General features: G+C 49.6%; 17 protein-coding genes. 8 read left to right on the top strand and 9 right to left on the bottom strand.

From position 1 onward, the window contains the following. Nucleotides 1-4: 4 nt before the first annotated feature. A complete protein-coding gene (locus tag G3I67_RS06115; protein WP_163652606.1) occupies nt 5-418 on the bottom strand; it encodes a hypothetical protein in 414 nt (137 codons plus the stop codon). Between the two features lie 160 nt (nt 419-578). Here G3I67_RS06115 and G3I67_RS06120 point away from each other — a divergent pair, with 160 nt between their 5' ends. Beyond that, complete coding sequence (locus G3I67_RS06120; protein WP_163652609.1) at nt 579-1,340, top strand: 2OG-Fe dioxygenase family protein; 762 nt, start codon at nt 579-581, stop codon at nt 1,338-1,340. 7 nt (nt 1,341-1,347) lie between these two features. Here G3I67_RS06120 and G3I67_RS06125 read toward each other — a convergent pair whose 3' ends face one another. Then, on the bottom strand, nt 1,348-1,980 hold the full coding sequence (locus G3I67_RS06125) for an FABP family protein (protein ID WP_163652611.1): 633 nt from the start codon (nt 1,978-1,980) through the stop codon (nt 1,348-1,350). A gap of 169 nt (nt 1,981-2,149) precedes the next feature. On the opposite strand from G3I67_RS06125, the gene G3I67_RS06130 reads away from it, so the two are divergent. The 4 genes from G3I67_RS06130 to G3I67_RS06145 are packed head-to-tail and all read left to right on the top strand — an operon-like array spanning nt 2,150 to nt 8,590. After that, entirely contained in the window at nt 2,150-3,619 is a 1,470-nt protein-coding gene (locus G3I67_RS06130) for an efflux transporter outer membrane subunit (protein WP_163652613.1), read from the top strand. After that, complete coding sequence (locus tag G3I67_RS06135) at nt 3,619-4,686, top strand: HlyD family secretion protein (RefSeq protein ID WP_163652615.1); 1,068 nt, start codon at nt 3,619-3,621, stop codon at nt 4,684-4,686. The genes G3I67_RS06130 and G3I67_RS06135 overlap by 1 nt, the downstream gene beginning before the upstream one ends. 5 nt (nt 4,687-4,691) lie before the next feature. Further along, entirely contained in the window at nt 4,692-7,466 is a 2,775-nt protein-coding gene (rbbA, locus tag G3I67_RS06140) for a ribosome-associated ATPase/putative transporter RbbA (RefSeq protein WP_163652617.1), read from the top strand. Between the two features lie 53 nt (nt 7,467-7,519). Then, nucleotides 7,520-8,590, top strand: a complete 1,071-nt coding sequence (locus tag G3I67_RS06145; RefSeq protein WP_163652962.1) for an ABC transporter permease — start codon at nt 7,520-7,522, stop codon at nt 8,588-8,590. A 22-nt stretch (nt 8,591-8,612) separates the two neighbouring features. Here G3I67_RS06145 and G3I67_RS06150 read toward each other — a convergent pair whose 3' ends face one another. From G3I67_RS06150 to G3I67_RS06160, 3 genes are read right to left on the bottom strand one after another with little or no spacing between them, the layout of a single operon-like run. Next, nucleotides 8,613-9,032: a YeeE/YedE family protein gene (locus G3I67_RS06150; protein WP_163652618.1), complete on the bottom strand. Its 420-nt coding sequence runs from the start codon at nt 9,030-9,032 to the stop codon at nt 8,613-8,615. A gap of 11 nt (nt 9,033-9,043) precedes the next feature. Continuing rightward, the gene (locus G3I67_RS06155; RefSeq protein WP_163652620.1) at nt 9,044-9,481 is read right to left on the bottom strand and encodes a YeeE/YedE family protein; all 438 of its coding nucleotides are present in this window, start codon (nt 9,479-9,481) and stop codon (nt 9,044-9,046) included. Nucleotides 9,482-9,483: 2 nt separating this feature from the next. After that, nucleotides 9,484-9,804, bottom strand: a complete 321-nt coding sequence (locus tag G3I67_RS06160) for an ArsR/SmtB family transcription factor (protein ID WP_203583559.1) — start codon at nt 9,802-9,804, stop codon at nt 9,484-9,486. A 159-nt stretch (nt 9,805-9,963) separates the two neighbouring features. Between G3I67_RS06160 and G3I67_RS06165 the strand changes: the two genes are divergently transcribed. The 3 genes from G3I67_RS06165 (at nt 9,964) to G3I67_RS06175 (ending at nt 11,479) form a co-directional block, all read left to right on the top strand. Next, complete coding sequence (locus G3I67_RS06165) at nt 9,964-10,839, top strand: MBL fold metallo-hydrolase (RefSeq protein WP_163652622.1); 876 nt, start codon at nt 9,964-9,966, stop codon at nt 10,837-10,839. A 28-nt stretch (nt 10,840-10,867) separates the two neighbouring features. Next, nucleotides 10,868-11,218, top strand: coding sequence for a carboxymuconolactone decarboxylase family protein (locus tag G3I67_RS06170; RefSeq protein WP_163652624.1), 351 nt, complete (start codon nt 10,868-10,870; stop codon nt 11,216-11,218). Nucleotides 11,219-11,281: 63 nt separating this feature from the next. Further along, on the top strand, nt 11,282-11,479 hold the full coding sequence (locus G3I67_RS06175; RefSeq protein ID WP_163652627.1) for a YgaP family membrane protein: 198 nt from the start codon (nt 11,282-11,284) through the stop codon (nt 11,477-11,479). 79 nt (nt 11,480-11,558) lie between these two features. On the opposite strand, the gene G3I67_RS06180 is transcribed toward G3I67_RS06175, so the two are convergent. The 4 genes from G3I67_RS06180 to G3I67_RS06195 form a co-directional block, all read right to left on the bottom strand. Continuing rightward, nucleotides 11,559-12,656, bottom strand: a complete 1,098-nt coding sequence (locus G3I67_RS06180) for a branched-chain amino acid aminotransferase (protein ID WP_163652629.1) — start codon at nt 12,654-12,656, stop codon at nt 11,559-11,561. 109 nt (nt 12,657-12,765) lie between these two features. Beyond that, on the bottom strand, nt 12,766-13,071 hold the full coding sequence (locus tag G3I67_RS14925; RefSeq protein WP_203583560.1) for a hypothetical protein: 306 nt from the start codon (nt 13,069-13,071) through the stop codon (nt 12,766-12,768). Nucleotides 13,072-13,233: 162 nt separating this feature from the next. Beyond that, entirely contained in the window at nt 13,234-14,580 is a 1,347-nt protein-coding gene (locus tag G3I67_RS06190) for an amidase (RefSeq protein WP_163652632.1), read from the bottom strand. Between the two features lie 37 nt (nt 14,581-14,617). After that, nucleotides 14,618-15,337 carry a DUF2848 domain-containing protein gene (locus G3I67_RS06195; RefSeq protein ID WP_163652634.1) on the bottom strand — a complete coding sequence of 240 codons (720 nt, stop codon included), beginning with the start codon at nt 15,335-15,337 and terminating at the stop codon, nt 14,618-14,620. Between the last annotated feature and the right edge of the window lie 3 nt (nt 15,338-15,340).

Consider the following 15,340-nt stretch of genomic DNA (forward strand, 5'->3'; position numbering starts at 1 on the left):
TGATTCAGAACATGCCTAAATTCTTGGCGACAGTTTTCACCGGTTCACTTAATGGTCTGGAGCGGATTGCGCAACGAGTCAACTCTCTCGAAGCAGCATAGTACTGGTTGTAATCGGATATGAATAACTCCTGAACCGTTTTTGCCCGCTGACTGGAACCACCCAGAAAGGTTGGCATAAAACCCATAGGCGAAGGCTGGAGTTGCTCCCAGCTTTCAGACACCTTGACTTGCATCTCATCTATTGCACTGTTGTAGCGACTTGCAACGAGATCACAAGGTGCCTTTGCATAAATATCGTCATCGTAGGATTTAAATATCGACGTGAACGAATCCATCGAAGGCAACGAAGGCATCGATGGCATGTAGGAACATCCGGTGATGAACAGCACGATCAATGGCAAAGCTTTTCGATTCATATTGTCCGATACACAAATCAATCAAGAGGTGCTACCTTGCTGGAGTGTATCGAAATTCAATCAATCAGATGTCGTACGCCGCGAGGCGTAAAACCCTCTAAAATCAGTATGCGGGAATAGATTTTCCACACCCGACTGACGCCATTTATCGAGTGCACCAATGTCCACCCATCAAGCAGTACAAAACGAAACTTGCAAAGATATTCAGCTAAACGGGTTTGCGAAACTTTCGACAAATAAATTAGCTGGTCTGATAGGAATCAATCCTGCTTCTTTCATCGATAAATGGAAGAAACTACACACCTCCTGGAACAATCTTTGCAAAGATAATCATCTAAAAGACGGGGGCATGTATCGATTGCGTCGTCACAGCTGTTTCATTCAAAATCTGAATGAAAGCGCACTGACGCTCACAGCGCATCGCGCTCATTGGCAGCCGACCGAATTCAACGCTTTGCATGGTGGATATGACAGGATGTTCGAACCAATCGAGCAAGATATTACGCATGATCAATCATTTCTTGATTTGATCACCGAGCTCGGAAAATGCTTTGCCACAATTCATCCAACCGAAAAATGGTTCATCGAAGCGCATCAGTTTCGCATCAACACGAACGGAGGGATCGGACGCCCCACGCCAGAGGGAGCCCATCGGGATGGTGTTGATTATGTTGTTGTGATGATGCTCGGGCGCCACCACGTCAAAGGAGGTGAAACGCGCGTCTTTAGAGCCGATGGACCAACCGGGGTCAGATTCGTGATGGACGAACCCTTTTCTGCAATCTTGCTCGACGACGAAAAGGTCATTCACGAAACAACCCCCATCCAACCGGAGTCGGAACACTTTACCGATTGCTATCGGGATACGCTTGTACTGACATTCAGGGCTGGGGGGTTTCAATCACCACAAAACAACATGTAAATCGGGCTCAACAATTCGCGAGTGGATTGGGGGTCGGCTCGGCAATCTTATTGAGCAAATTCCGATCTGTATGATGAAAAAGTTCATCCTGTCCTATAATTTTCAACACCGTGTCTTCTTCATAGCCCCAGGTTCCGTCGTCATTGATTCGGACGATGATTTTAAATTCGACCGTCTTAAACGCATGATCAAGAAACGGCGCTGAACGGATGCCAAAATGTGGGTCCACATGCGTTGCGGTCAACTCGAACTCTTTTGCGTCCGCATGAGCTTTTCCTGAAGCCATTACGACCATGCCGCGTGGAATCGTTAGCGTATGGATGACTGTTTCAGTCGCCGGCTCCCACAACCAATACCCGACCTGATCATGATAAGTTTTGATCTGATCCGGTTTGGTGATGTGGGTGTGATACCGCAAACCATACAACAGCTGTGGACCATTAGTCTGAGGATCGATCGGCTGCAATTCAATGCGCTCGACAAAAGCTTGCTTCTTGGGCCCTTCTGCCTTGGGCTTAACATCAAGTCCCCTTTGTCCTTGCCAGATCCCGGCCATTGCCCGCAAAGGCCCAAGATTACGAAGCGTATCCATATCGATGTTTACGGGTTCGGTATATATATCCTTGGCAAATTCAGACATGATGCATCCTTTAAAACAAACAAAAACATTCAATTAAGTCTAAAACAAACTTCATGAACACGCCAAATCTGCATCACTCGTCACATCTAAAGTGCTAAAGTGAACTTATGGTAGATCGAATTCCGGTTAACCAATGTCATCGGCCAGATACGGATCAGTGTCATCGACAATGATAGGAAAAACAAACAGCAATTTTTGGCACATCGCCAACGTGGCATGTCTCGCTGCATTGGCGGGTTGTTCATTTAACCCGGACTATCACCGCCCTGCCCTTCCTGTAGCTAACTCCTATACAGCTGAAACGGCAGAACACGCAACGGATCGGATCGGTGCAATGTCTGAATATGCGGACTGGCAAGATTTTTTTATCGATCCTGAACTTCAGGCGTTAATCCGGCAAGGATTGAAAAGCAATCGCGATTTACGCTCAACGGCGTTCCGAGTAAAAGAAGCGCAAGCTGCTTATGGAATAAAAAATGCGGATTTATTTCCCTCTTTATCCGGATCGGCCGCCGCAGCCAGACTTGGATTGCCTGCCGAAATCACTCCCATTGCTAACGGCAAACCCGTCAGTCAATACATTGCGGGTTTCAATACGTCTTGGGAAATAGATTTTTGGGGGAGAGTGCAGAGTCTAAGTGATTCTGCGCTCAACGAATATCTGGCAACGCAATCCGCTGAACTTGCCGCCAGAAACATACTGATTATCCAGATCGCCGACACATATCTGAACCTACTGGACTTGAACGAAAGACTTGCGATTGCCCGGCAATCCGTCTTATCAAGACAAAAATCCTACGACATGCTCAAAAAGCGTTACGAAATAGGATCCGGCAATAAACTTGATCTGGTTCAATCCGAAACACTTCTCACTCAGGCTCAGACTTTGGTGACACAGCTTGGGCTAAATAGATCCATGCAGATCAATCTAATGACACTGCTCATCGGTGACGGGTCAACCTATGCGCCAACAACGTCCGGACTGAAAGACAACGTGATGGCAACCAACCTTGGAATCGGACAGCCCTCGGATTTATTGCTTAGACGACCCGACATCGTTGCAGCCGAGTTTCGACTTAAAGCGGCCAACGCAAATATTGGCGCAGCCAGAGCCGCGTTTTTCCCGAGAATCACCTTGAATGCCGCTTATGGTGGAATCAGCACGGAGCTCAACGGACTATTCAGCTCCAACAATCGCGCCTGGATGTTTGCGCCAAATATTTCTGTTCCGATTTTCGAAGGTGGTCGCCTGTCATCCAATCTCGACCTGTCCGAGGCAAGGAAAGACATTGCCATAGCCAATTATGAAAAGACAATCCAAGTCGCGTTCAAGGAAGTATCCGACAACCTTAACGCAACACAAGCATTGGATAGGCAGATCGATATTCAACTAAGGGCGGTCGCTGCGCAAAAGGAAAGATTGCGACTTGCCTCCATGCGCTATGACAATGGGTCATCCTCTTATTTTGAAGTCCTCGATGCAGAGCGGGATTTACTCTCTGTTCAGCAACAATATGTCCAGCTCAAGCGAGCCTTATTCTCTACGCGGGCAAATCTATTCAATACGTTGGGTGGGGCCTCAAATACCGAGACCAAGTCGACCTCAGTCCCCAACGAACAGATCATGCGGAGCAACTGATGAACCCTCCTGAATTTAAAAAACATCTACCTTGGATCATCGTCGGCATACTAGTTGTCATTGGATTATTGCTTTGGAAACAAATGCAAAACAATGGTCTAAGTTCTAACTTCGTAAGCGGCAACGGTCGCATTGAAGCCACCGAAATCGACATCGCCACAAAAGCGCCGGGAAGAATCGATAAAGTTTTAGTCAAAGAAGGCGAGTACGTTCAAGTCGATCAGCCTTTGGTTCAGATGCAGCTCGATATTGTTCAAGCACAACGCGATGAGGCAATCGCACGCGAGCAACAAGCCAAGCATGCTGTTGTCAGCGCTCAGGCTCAGTATGCGGCACGACTCAGTGAACAGACCGCGGCTCAAGCTGTGGTTGTCATGCGTGAAAGCGAATTGCAAGCGGCGCGCAGAAGGTTCACAAGGACTTCGGTCTTAGCAAGGGAAGGCGCGTCATCGAAACAAGAGCTCGACGACGATTTGGCTCGCGTGCAAAGTCTGGAGGCCACAATAAGCGCTGCCAAAGCGCAGGTCGAAGCTGCTCGTGCTGCAGCGCTCGCAGCCGAAGCGCAAATAACCGGCGCGCAAGCTCTGGTGACGGCATCACAAGCCACAACGAAAAGAATCGAAACAGATCTCAGGGACAGCTTGTTGAAAGCACCTCGCTCCGGTCGAGTCCAGTTCGTGATTGCACACGAAGGCGAAGTACTCGGAACCGGTGGAAAAGTCTTAAATCTAATCGATCTGCAAGACGCGCATATGTCATTCTTTTTGCCTGAAATGATTGCCGGAAAAGTGCAACTTGGAGCACAGGTCAGAATCATGCTTGATTCCGCACCCGGTAAACCGATACCCGCCAAAGTGACCTTCATTTCAAACACGGCTCAATTTACGCCGAAAACAGTGGAAACCGCGAGTGAACGTCAAAAACTGATGTTTCGCGTAAAAGCCAAGATCGACCAGACATTCATTGAAAAAAATATCGACATCATTAAATCGGGCATGCCCGGCGTGGCTTGGCTGTCGCTGAATTCAAACGGCGCCTGGCCGAACTTCCTCGAGATTAAGGATTAGTTTTCATGTCGACGGATCTTGAATTCGTTGCCGTTCTTTGCGCAGTATCGCTACGATTCGGAAAAAAAATCGCTTTGGATCGCATTGACCTGAAGATTCCTGCCGGAAAAATGATTGGCCTCATCGGACCGGATGGCGTAGGCAAATCCAGCTTGATGTCATTGATCGCCGGCTCCAGGAAAATCCAGACCGGCGCCATCGAAGTGCTAGGCGGCGATATGGCGAACGAATCGCACAGGGATCTTGTGTGCCCTCACATAGCATATATGCCTCAGGGACTTGGTAAAAATCTTTACCCCACACTATCCATCGAGGAGAATCTGGAATTTTTCGGTCATTTGTTCGGTCTGGATGACGCCGAATGCAGGAAGCGGATTGATGAGCTGACCAAAGCCACGGATTTGTACGCTTTTCTCTCAAGACCGGCCGGAAAACTCTCAGGCGGGATGAAGCAAAAGCTCGGATTGTGTTGCGCACTGATTCATGATCCAAAACTCTTGATTCTGGACGAACCAACCACAGGTGTCGATCCCTTTGCGCGAAGTCAGTTTTGGGAACTGATCGATCGAATCAGACAGCAACAACCCGGCATGAGCATTCTGGTCGCCACAGCTTACATGGATGAGGCGGCCAAATTCGACTGGCTCGTCGCGATGGACAATGGCAAGCTCATCGCCCAAGGCACGCCAACGGACTTGCTTTTAAGAACCCATCAGTCTTCCCTTGAAGCCGCCTATATTGCCCTGCTACCCGAGGAAAGAAAAAAAGGTCACCGTGCAATCGATATTCAGCCACTTGGCGATAGCATTGACACTGACATAGCGATAGAAGCACAAGATCTGACTTTACGTTTTGGCGATTTCACGGCAGTGGATCACGTCAATTTTCGGATTCGCAAGGGTGAAATTTTCGGCTTCATCGGTTCGAATGGTTGCGGCAAATCAACCACGATGAAAATGCTCACGGGTTTGCTCCATCCTTCCGAGGGCAAAGCCTGGCTATTCGGCAATCCGGTGGACTCACGCGATATCGAAACCCGTAGACGCGTCGGATATATGTCGCAGGCATTTTCCCTTTACAGCGAGCTGACGGTCAGGCAAAACCTGGTGTTGCATGCCCGAATCTTCGGCATACCCGAACCCGACATCCCGGGCAGAGTGAAAGAGATGTCAACGCGCTTCGAGCTGGACGGATACCTGGACACCCTGCCCGACACATTGCCCCTTGGAATACGCCAACGATTATCGTTGGCAGTCGCGATGGTTCACAAGCCTGAAATGCTTATTCTTGATGAACCGACCTCTGGAGTGGATCCAGTGGCCAGAGATGCTTTCTGGCAACTCATGATCGATCTGGCCCGAAAGGATCGCGTCACCATTTTCATCTCGACTCATTTCATGAGCGAAGCGCAAAGGTGCGATCGAATGTCACTGATGCATGCCGGTCAGGTATTGGTGACCGATACACCCGATAAGATCATTGAACAAAGCGGTCACGCCACCCTTGAATTAGCGTTTATCCACTTTATCAAGCGAGCAATGGACACGCATGATAAGAACAGCGTTGACATCGAACCCATACAAGCCATTCGGGATGAAAAAACCATCTCCTCAGACGATTCTCTTGCGAAGTCGGTAAATATTTTTTCCGGATTCAGCCTGACTCGATTATTTAGCTATTCGCGCAGGGAGACGCTCGAATTATTGCGCGATCCCATGCGATCCGCGCTTGCACTAATCGGCAGCTTGCTGCTTCTTCTGATTATGAGTTTCGGCATCAACATGGATGTGGAAAATCTGACTTACGCCATTTTGGATCGCGACCAAACTTCGCTCAGTCACAATTATGCGAATCATCTGAGCGGGTCGCGATACTTTATCGAAAAACCCCCTATCCTTAACTACGAAGACCTCGATGCCAGAATGAGGAAGGGCGAGATTTCGCTTGCAATAGAGATCCCGGTTGGATTCTCGCGCGACATCAGCCGGGGAAACAAGGTTCAGATCGGAGCCTGGATCGATGGAGCCATGCCTCAACGTGCCGAGACAATCCTTGGCTATGTGGATGGAATGCATCACAATTGGCTCATCGATTATGCAAAATCCAAGTCCGGAAAAGTGACCAATCAAGGTCCCGTAGACATCGAAATGCGGTTTCGCTACAACCCTGACGTTAAGACATTGCCCGCAATGGTTCCCGGTGTCATGACCTTGCTCATGCTCATGATCCCCGCCATGCTTGCCGCCTTGTCCGTCGTGCGCGAAAAAGAGCTTGGCTCCATCGTCAATCTATATGTGACGCCCGTATCCAGAACCGAGTTCCTGATAGGCAAACAATTGCCGTATATCGCGATCGGTATGCTGAATTTCTTGCTGATGGTATTTGTTGCCGTGGTCTTCTTCCGTATCCCCCTCAAAGGAAGCTTTCTCACCCTGGCTGTCGGCTCATTGATCTTCATTAGCTTTTCAACAAGTTTTGGCATGCTTGCATCAACGTTCACTCGTAGTCAAATCGCGGCTATTTTCATTACCATGGTCTTTACCATTCTTCCCGCAGTGCAATTCGCGGGACTCATCAATCCGGTATCGGCCCTGGAGGGGATTGGTCGCGCGATCGGTGAAATCTTCCCGGCCAGCTATATGCTTGTTATCAGCCGGGGCACATTCAACAAAGCCTTGAATTTTCAAGATCTGCATACTTCGTTTCTATTTATCGGATTGTCCGTGCCGGTGGTTACGACGCTAGCGATACTGTTGCTTAAAAAACAGGAGCGCGGGTGAAACAAAGACTCTCCAACATTTATCGCCTGGGTATCAAGGAGCTGTGGAGCCTAATGCGCGACCCTGCGATGCTCATCCTGATCTTTTATAGCTTTACGGTAGCGATCTATTCGGCTGCCACTGTCATGCCCGAAACATTGAATAAAGTACCCATTGCGATCATCGATGAAGACAACTCTCAGTTGTCTAATCGGATCATCTCCGGGTTTTATCCTCCCCAGTTCATCACTTATCTCGCATCATCCCCTAAGGAGGTCGATCACGGAATGGATGCGGGTCGCTTTACATTTTCTTTGACGATTCCCGTCGGTTTTCAACGCGACGTTCTTTCCGGAAAATCTCCAGCCATACAACTGAACGTCGATGCAACCCGCATGAGTCAAGCATTTTCAGGAAGCGGTCATGTACAGAAAATCGTCATGACGGAAGTGACCGAGTTTGTGATGAGGCATCGAACAATTGCTTCGATACCGATCGAACTGAATCCAAGGATACGATTCAATTCTTCGCTAAATCAGTCATGGTTTGGTTCGATCATGGAAATCATCAACCAGATCACCATGCTCTCGATCATTCTGTCCGGCGCAGCGCTGATTCGCGAACGCGAACACGGCACGATAGAACACTTATTGGTCATGCCGCTTAAACCGCATGAAATCATGCTGGCTAAGGTCTGGTCAACCGGGATTATCGTGCTGATCGTCACTGCTCTTTCACTTACATTGATTGTCCGTGGACTACTTCATGTACCCATTGAAGGCTCGATCCCACTCTTTTTATTTTGTGTTGCCTTACATCTATTCGCCACGACGTCCATGGGAATTTTTATGGCAACCATCAGTCGCAGCATGCCGCAGTTCGGACTCCTGCTCATCATGACTTTATTACCGCTCGAAATGCTTTCCGGAGGAATGACTCCTCGGGAAAGCATGCCTGACTTCGCTCAATTTCTGATGCTAGCGGCACCGACCACGCACTTTACTGCAGCATCCCAAGCGATACTCTACCGTGGAGCTGGTTTCGATATTGTCTGGCCTCAAATGCTGGCGATTTTTATAATCGGTAGTGCTTTTTTTCTACTGGCCTTGGGCAGGTTTCGCAAAACACTTAGTCAAATGGCTTAAGCGTCCTGCGCTTACCTACGGCTCAACGGCGCTGCGTACGCTGGATGAATTCGTACGCAATCATGCCGGCAATCATGGCAATGACAAATATCAACGCTTTGGTGTTTCCGGATGCCATTGTGACCCATGCCGGCCCCGGGCAGAATCCTGCCAACCCCCAACCTGCGCCGAACACAAGTGAGCCGAGCACGAGACGCTTGTCGATCTGGTTGGACTTCGGCAGATGCAAGGCTTGTCCCAGAAAGTTTGTGGTTCTCTTCTTGGCCAATGCAAAAGCGAACAAGCCAACAAATATGGCACCTCCCATCACAAAGGCAAGTGAAGGATCCCAGGATCCGAACAAGTCAAGAAAACCAATCACCTTACCCGGATCTGTCATGCCTGAAAGGATCAAGCCCAGACCAAAAATAAGGCCAACTATGAATTCGCTCAATCTATTCATAATTCCTTTCCTTAAAATACATGGCGTACAACAGCGACTGTCAGAAACCCAGCAGCCATGAACGACAACGTTGCCACAAGCGATCTTGGCGAAAGTCGCGATAAACCGCAAACTCCATGCCCACTTGTGCAACCCGATCCATACCGCGTTCCGATTCCGACCAGCAATCCTGCAATCACTATCGTCGCAAATCCCGCATCAATGCGCGGCATCCGGACCATATCCGAGGGTGCCAACAAGGCATATACCGCAGGTGCCGCCGCCATACCTAAGAAGAACGTCACTCTCCAGAGCGTGTCGCCGGACTTGGGTGGCAACAAGCCACCCAGAATTCCGCTTATACCGAGAATGCGTCCATTAAGAAGAATAAATAATGCTGAGGCCACGCCAAGCAATACTCCACCGGACAGTGACGCCCACGGCGTAAAATTTGCCCAATCTATCGTCATCTTCAATCCTTTTCTGAAGTACAAAATTCCCGATACAACACGTCCATCAAAGCAAGCGCCTTCGGACTGGCAACTTGATAGAAAATATTCTTTCCTTCCCTTCTGGTGGTAACAAGCCCTTCTTCCCGCAAAACAGTCAACTGTTGCGACAAGGTGGGCTGAACGATGCCAAGGCTTTCTTCAATATCACCGACACATCGCTCGCCCTGGGCAACTTGACAGAGAATCATCAATCGATCCCGGTTGGACAGCACTTTGAGTAAACGGCAAGCTTGCTCCGCTGAACTCTGCATCTGAGCAAGATTGAATGTTGCGACTTCCATCTGAATCCTTGCGTTGAATTGATCTGGATCATACTTATGATGACCACATCAATAATTATATTGAAAAATACATTATAAATAAATATAATGTATTTAATCTAATTAATATTCCCTTAATAAATAATTGCCGGGAACATAACTTCCGAAGCGAGGATTCGTATGACGGATAGCAAAAACATCGCGCAAGTACACGGGATTTTCGATCCTCAAACGTGGACGGTGACGTATGTCGTTCATCAAGGCGTTGGATCGCAATGTGCAATCATCGACTCCGTCCTGGATTACGACCCCAAATCCGGGCGTACACGCCACACATCGGCTGACAAAGTGATCGATTATGTACGCGCGAATCAGCTTCAGGTTGCCTGGATTCTCGAGACCCATGCTCATGCCGACCACTTGACTGCGGCTCCTTACCTCAAGGCACAACTAGGCGGTCAAACCGCTATTGGCGATCACATAACGGGTGTGCAAAAAGTATTCAAGGGGATCTTCAACCTTGAACCTGAATTCAAGCCCGACGGATCCCAATTCGATCATCTTTTCAAAGAAGATGAAGAAATTCGCGTTGGAAACCTGATCGGTAAAACATTGTTTGTGCCCGGTCATACACCTGCCTGCGTGGCCTATCAGTTTGGCGATGCCGTTTTTGTCGGCGACACTTTATTCATGCCGGATGTTGGAACTGCACGCTGTGATTTTCCCGGAGGTGATGCCAAAGCTCTTTATCAATCGATTCATAAAATTCTGAGCTTGCCGGCCGATACACGGCTTTTCATGTGTCATGATTACCCTCCGACAGACCGTCCGATCTCCTTCGAAACAACTGTAGCCCAGCAGCGTGCTTCAAATATACATATCCGTGATGGCATCTCCGAATCCGAGTTTATAGCGATGCGAAACAAGAGGGATGCAACGTTGGAAATGCCTGTGTTGATTCTGCCTGCAGTGCAGATCAATATTCGTGCGGGTGAATTCCCCCCAAAGGAAGATAACGGCATTTCGTACGTCAAGATTCCTTTAAACGCACTCTGATTCAATTGAAAATGCCGGAGAACATGTAATGAGTACTTTTGATCATGCAACACTGACGCAAAATATTAGTAAATCAATGGGCGCTTTGCGCAAAGCCCAACCGGAAGCGATGCAAGGTTTTGGGCTGCTTGCTAAAGCAGCCATGACCGAAGGCGCAGTCAGTGAGAAAAATAAAGAACTGATTGCGCTGGCTATAGGCATCACGCAACATTGTTCGGGCTGTATAGGTTTTCACGTTAAAGCACTACACAGATTGGGTTGTACGCGTCAGGAGTTGGAAGAAATGCTGGCGGTCTGTGTTTACATGGGTGGAGGTCCTGCACTGATGTACGCATCCGAAACGATTGCGGCCTGGGAAGCACTTGCTCCAGCTGCATAAAGTCACAAATGTCCACCCAAAATCGTTAATATTGAATTGCCGTTTCAAACAAAAGGAAACATCATGACTAAAAATGTTGGTGGTATGGACCGAGGCCTTCGCATTGTTGCAGGTCTGATTTTGCTTGCCTTGGCAGCAACAGGTAAAGTTGGCATGTGGGGCTATATTGTCGGCGGCATCGTGCTGGCAACTGGTGTCTTCAGTTTTTGCGGTGCATACACCTTGCTGGGTATCAATACCTGTTCGGTTAAAAAACCTTAAGGGTACGAATAAAGACCTAAAAGTACAAAGCCCGATTTAAAAATCGGGCTTTGTTTTGTTATGACGCAGTTAAGATCTATCAGGCTAGACGGACCATCCAGCCGTGACGATCCGGCAGTCGTCCATTTTGAATATCGGTAAGCTCTTGGCGCAACGACATCGTGACCTTGCCGGCCGGTGCGTTCGGATCACCTGCGACAAAATTACGGCCTTTCAAACACGCGATCGGTGCCACGACGGCAGCTGTTCCACAAGCAAAAGCTTCGACAATATCGCCCGAGGCAAAACCATCGATCCATTCGTCAATGCTGATCTTGCGCTCTTCAACCCGGTGTCCCCGGTCCTTTGCCAGTTGAATCAAGCTGGCGCGTGTTACACCCTCGAGAATGCTGCCGGATAAATCAGGAGTCAGAAGTGTGCCGTCTTTCTTGACTAGAAATACGTTCATTCCGCCCAGTTCTTCAAGATACTTGCCTTCGATCGGATCAAGGAACAAGACCTGGGGACAGTCGTTTGCATAAGCTTCTTGTTGAGGCAATAACGAGGCAGCGTAATTGCCGCCGCATTTAGCTGCACCGGTCCCTCCTTTGGCTGCGCGTGTGTAATCCGATGATAACCAGATCGAAACCGGAGCGACGCCCTTTGAAAAATAGGCACCGACAGGACTGGCAATCACGTAATAAGCGGCCTGTTGTGCCGAGCGCACTCCAAGAAAGCTTTCATTCGCGATCATGAAAGGACGAAGATACAAGCTCGTATCGGGAGCGGAAGGCACCCATGCGGCATCCACGCTGACCAGTTGCTTCAATGACTCGACAAAGGTATCAACCGGCAATTCAGGCAAGGCAAGTCGATGCGCAGATCGCTGCATGCGCAACCCGTTAGCCTGAGGACGGAATGTCCAGATCGAACCATCTGCATGTCGATATGCCTTCAGGCCTTCGAAGATTTCTTGAGCGTAGTGCAGAACCGAAGCGGCCGGATCCAACAGCAAAGGTCCATAAGGCTTGACCTGTGCATCGTACCAACCTTTTTCGACTGACCAGTCGATCGAAACCATGTGATCGGTGAAATATTTACCGAAACCGGGATTGGCAAGAATCGCATCACGCTCAGCCAGGGACTTTGGCGAGGCAGAGCGAATAGTTTTGAAATTCAGAGAGGTTTGAGCGGTCATGGTGGGTATCAGATAGAAAAGTTCAGCCAGTTCAACTGATTATAGCCATGTGCCGCCCTGGATCGTGCAAGCACCCCTTTTAGGGGATTTGCACGATCCAAGCCCTTACCTATCCACGGTATCGATTCCCGTGGCCGTGACCCTTTCCGTTTCCATTATTCCCACGCCCCCATTCGCGATGATGATGGTGGTGGTGACGATAAAACCCGGGAGGTGGCCCGTACCAGAAGGGCCTTGGGGCGACCGGAACTACAACAGGCGGGGGCGCAACAATCACACCGGGTGTGACATATCCGGCACCATACACCGGGCCATAAGCCGGTCCAACCGGTTGGGCATAACCCACGCAGCCTGTCAAAATCGTTGTCGCGGCAAAAACCGCTAGACGAACAACAACTGAACGATTGGTAGTCATGGCCACCTCCTCCTGTATTCATGCGGCTTGAAGACAAGTTACGCCTGAATTTCCGGGAGGTGAATAGGGGTGAGGCCTTTCAGATATTTCGAACGATTTCAAACACTTTCAGTTGATTGAAATCGTTCCGTGAATTCAATGCGGGCTTCGCCAAAATACCTATCAGCGCCCCAAAGTCGATTCAACCGCCAAAGCAACCGAAGCCAGTCTGGCATCATCACCATTGACTGAAGATATCATCAATCCCATGGGCAACTCGTCACCCTGATGACAGGGTACGCTGAAAGAGCAACCATCCAAGAAATTGAAGGCGAAAGTATTACGCAAAAGCAGCCCGTTCGCTTTGAAGAAAGCTTCATCTGAAGCCTCGAGAGCGGCAATTTCCGGTGCGATGATCGGAATAGTCGGACACAAAACTGCATCGTAGCTTTCGATGGCTTTCTCGACACGCGCAATCCAATCCCGGCGACCATCTAGCAAGGCAATGTACTGCTGCGCAGTAACAGACGATCCCAACATGATTCGTTGGGCGACACGGTGATCAAACTTATCGGAAGCTTTGGCCAGTCGGGCATGATGTTCGGCGTAGGCCTCGATGGGTGACAAGCCGCCCGGCGCATTAATTTTAGGAATTTCCGCTAATTCTGCTAACGGTATGTCAACAATCAGCGCTCCAGCGGCAGATAACGTGGACAACGTGCGCGCAAACGCCTTGGCAACCGCGGGCTCCATTGCGTCAAGCACGACGGTTTGCGGCACGGCAAAACGCATCCCGGCAAGCGGACGACGACGAACCCGCAGCATGGCTCCCGACAAAACCGCATCGACAGTCAAACAATCCTGCACGCTTCGCGTCATGGCGCAAACAGTATCAAGCGAGCGCGACAATTCAAGTGCGCCAGTCAACGGTACACGGCTTTGCGTACTTTTGAAGCCAACCAATCCGTGCACAGCGGCCGGGATGCGGATCGAACCTCCCGTGTCGGAGCCAAGGCCCGCGACAGCCAAACCAAGTGCAACCGACACACCAGCGCCGGATGAAGATCCACCGGGTATGCGAGCGACTTTCGTATCCGTTGGATTAACAGGCGTGCCATAGTGTGGGTTGATGCCGACGCCGGAAAATGCAAATTCGGTCATGTTGGTTTTGCCGATAATGGCTGAGCCTGAGGCACGCAAACGCGCAACTGCAACCGAGTCGACAGGTTGTACGGGTTCACCTTCGCAGACAATCGAGCCAGACATCGTTGTCTCACCCGCCACGCCATACAAATCCTTAATGGATACCGGCAGACCGGCCAACGCCGGCAAAGACACGCCGGCTGCTTGAGCTGCATCAGCGCTGCGCGCGGCCGCCATGGCGGCTTCGGGATATAACTTGGTGAATACGCTTTTAGCTGCTTTACCCGTTGCCTCTTCAAGCGCCTTGGCGACGAGAGCTTCGCGCGTGATCTCGCGCCGAGCCAAACGTGCATTCAACTGATCAATCGTTTCGGTAATGTGTGTCATGGGGATAAGTTTCAGTTCGATAGGAGAAAATTCGCAATCAGGAAATTACGGGCAGCATTTCAACTTCATAGCGATGTACGATGCGACGCTTGCTGCGGGGATCGAAAATTTCCAACTCCATCAAGGATGCCGGTCGAATGCCTTGCTCTTGCGCATTTTTAATCGCACCAAGTGTTCCGCAAGAAACAAAGCTTCCTTCATCGGGTGTTTCATCCGGATAACATCCATCACGAAGGGACTCCAAAGGACGAATTGAAGCGAACGTTCCCTTTTGATAATCCACCCATTGCCCGTTTTCGAAAATGCGCGAACGCAACTCGATTTCGTCCTGATACTTTGAAATGTCAGACCATCGCCAAGCAACCCGACCGATTGGCTTCGGACACATTTGTTTGGAAACAGCCACGGAATAGGTTTCAACTCTACGATCGGTATGATCCGATCCAACCGTCAACCACCACTCGCCTTGAGCAAAAAACAGTACCGGCTCAACCTCGCCGGAACTATCGGGGCCGAGCACCTCGATCGTGGACAACTGAGTCAGCATTTGAGCGCTTGCACGATAGTACAAAGGCACGGAGGAAGGTGCAGGAACGCCTAGCAGTTCAAGCTCGTGAATATGGTGACGAATGGCATCGGCATCCCGACCGGTCCAACCGGCGATCACGAAATGTTTAGCAGGAACACTGATCAGTTCGGTACGGATCGAACCATCGGAAGAGAGAGCCTCGCAGGCAAAATTTAGTTGATTCATCATTTT

The sequence above is a fragment of the Sheuella amnicola genome, assembly GCF_010499255.1.
GTDB classification, from domain to species: domain Bacteria; phylum Pseudomonadota; class Gammaproteobacteria; order Burkholderiales; family Burkholderiaceae_B; genus Zwartia; species Zwartia amnicola.

Bases quoted from the DNA above. Each gene is read 5' to 3' on its own strand.
- G3I67_RS06170 (WP_163652624.1), top strand. From the start codon at position 10,868: ATGAGTACTTTTGATCATGCAACACTGACGCAAAATATTAGTAAATCA.
- G3I67_RS06150 (WP_163652618.1), bottom strand. From the start codon at position 9,032: ATGAATAGATTGAGCGAATTCATAGTTGGCCTTATTTTTGGTCTGGGC.
- G3I67_RS06125 (WP_163652611.1), bottom strand. From the start codon at position 1,980: ATGTCTGAATTTGCCAAGGATATATATACCGAACCCGTAAACATCGAT.
- G3I67_RS06145 (WP_163652962.1), top strand. From the start codon at position 7,520: ATGCGCGACCCTGCGATGCTCATCCTGATCTTTTATAGCTTTACGGTA.
- G3I67_RS06165 (WP_163652622.1), top strand. From the start codon at position 9,964: ATGACGGATAGCAAAAACATCGCGCAAGTACACGGGATTTTCGATCCT.
- G3I67_RS06195 (WP_163652634.1), bottom strand. From the start codon at position 15,337: ATGATGAATCAACTAAATTTTGCCTGCGAGGCTCTCTCTTCCGATGGT.
- G3I67_RS06135 (WP_163652615.1), top strand. From the start codon at position 3,619: ATGAACCCTCCTGAATTTAAAAAACATCTACCTTGGATCATCGTCGGC.
- G3I67_RS06190 (WP_163652632.1), bottom strand. From the start codon at position 14,580: ATGACACACATTACCGAAACGATTGATCAGTTGAATGCACGTTTGGCT.
- G3I67_RS06155 (WP_163652620.1), bottom strand. From the start codon at position 9,481: ATGACGATAGATTGGGCAAATTTTACGCCGTGGGCGTCACTGTCCGGT.
- G3I67_RS06115 (WP_163652606.1), bottom strand. From the start codon at position 418: ATGAATCGAAAAGCTTTGCCATTGATCGTGCTGTTCATCACCGGATGT.
- G3I67_RS06180 (WP_163652629.1), bottom strand. From the start codon at position 12,656: ATGACCGCTCAAACCTCTCTGAATTTCAAAACTATTCGCTCTGCCTCG.
- G3I67_RS06160 (WP_203583559.1), bottom strand. From the start codon at position 9,804: ATGGAAGTCGCAACATTCAATCTTGCTCAGATGCAGAGTTCAGCGGAG.
- G3I67_RS06120 (WP_163652609.1), top strand. From the start codon at position 579: ATGTCCACCCATCAAGCAGTACAAAACGAAACTTGCAAAGATATTCAG.
- rbbA (WP_163652617.1), top strand. From the start codon at position 4,692: ATGTCGACGGATCTTGAATTCGTTGCCGTTCTTTGCGCAGTATCGCTA.
- G3I67_RS06175 (WP_163652627.1), top strand. From the start codon at position 11,282: ATGACTAAAAATGTTGGTGGTATGGACCGAGGCCTTCGCATTGTTGCA.
- G3I67_RS14925 (WP_203583560.1), bottom strand. From the start codon at position 13,071: ATGACTACCAATCGTTCAGTTGTTGTTCGTCTAGCGGTTTTTGCCGCG.
- G3I67_RS06130 (WP_163652613.1), top strand. From the start codon at position 2,150: ATGATAGGAAAAACAAACAGCAATTTTTGGCACATCGCCAACGTGGCA.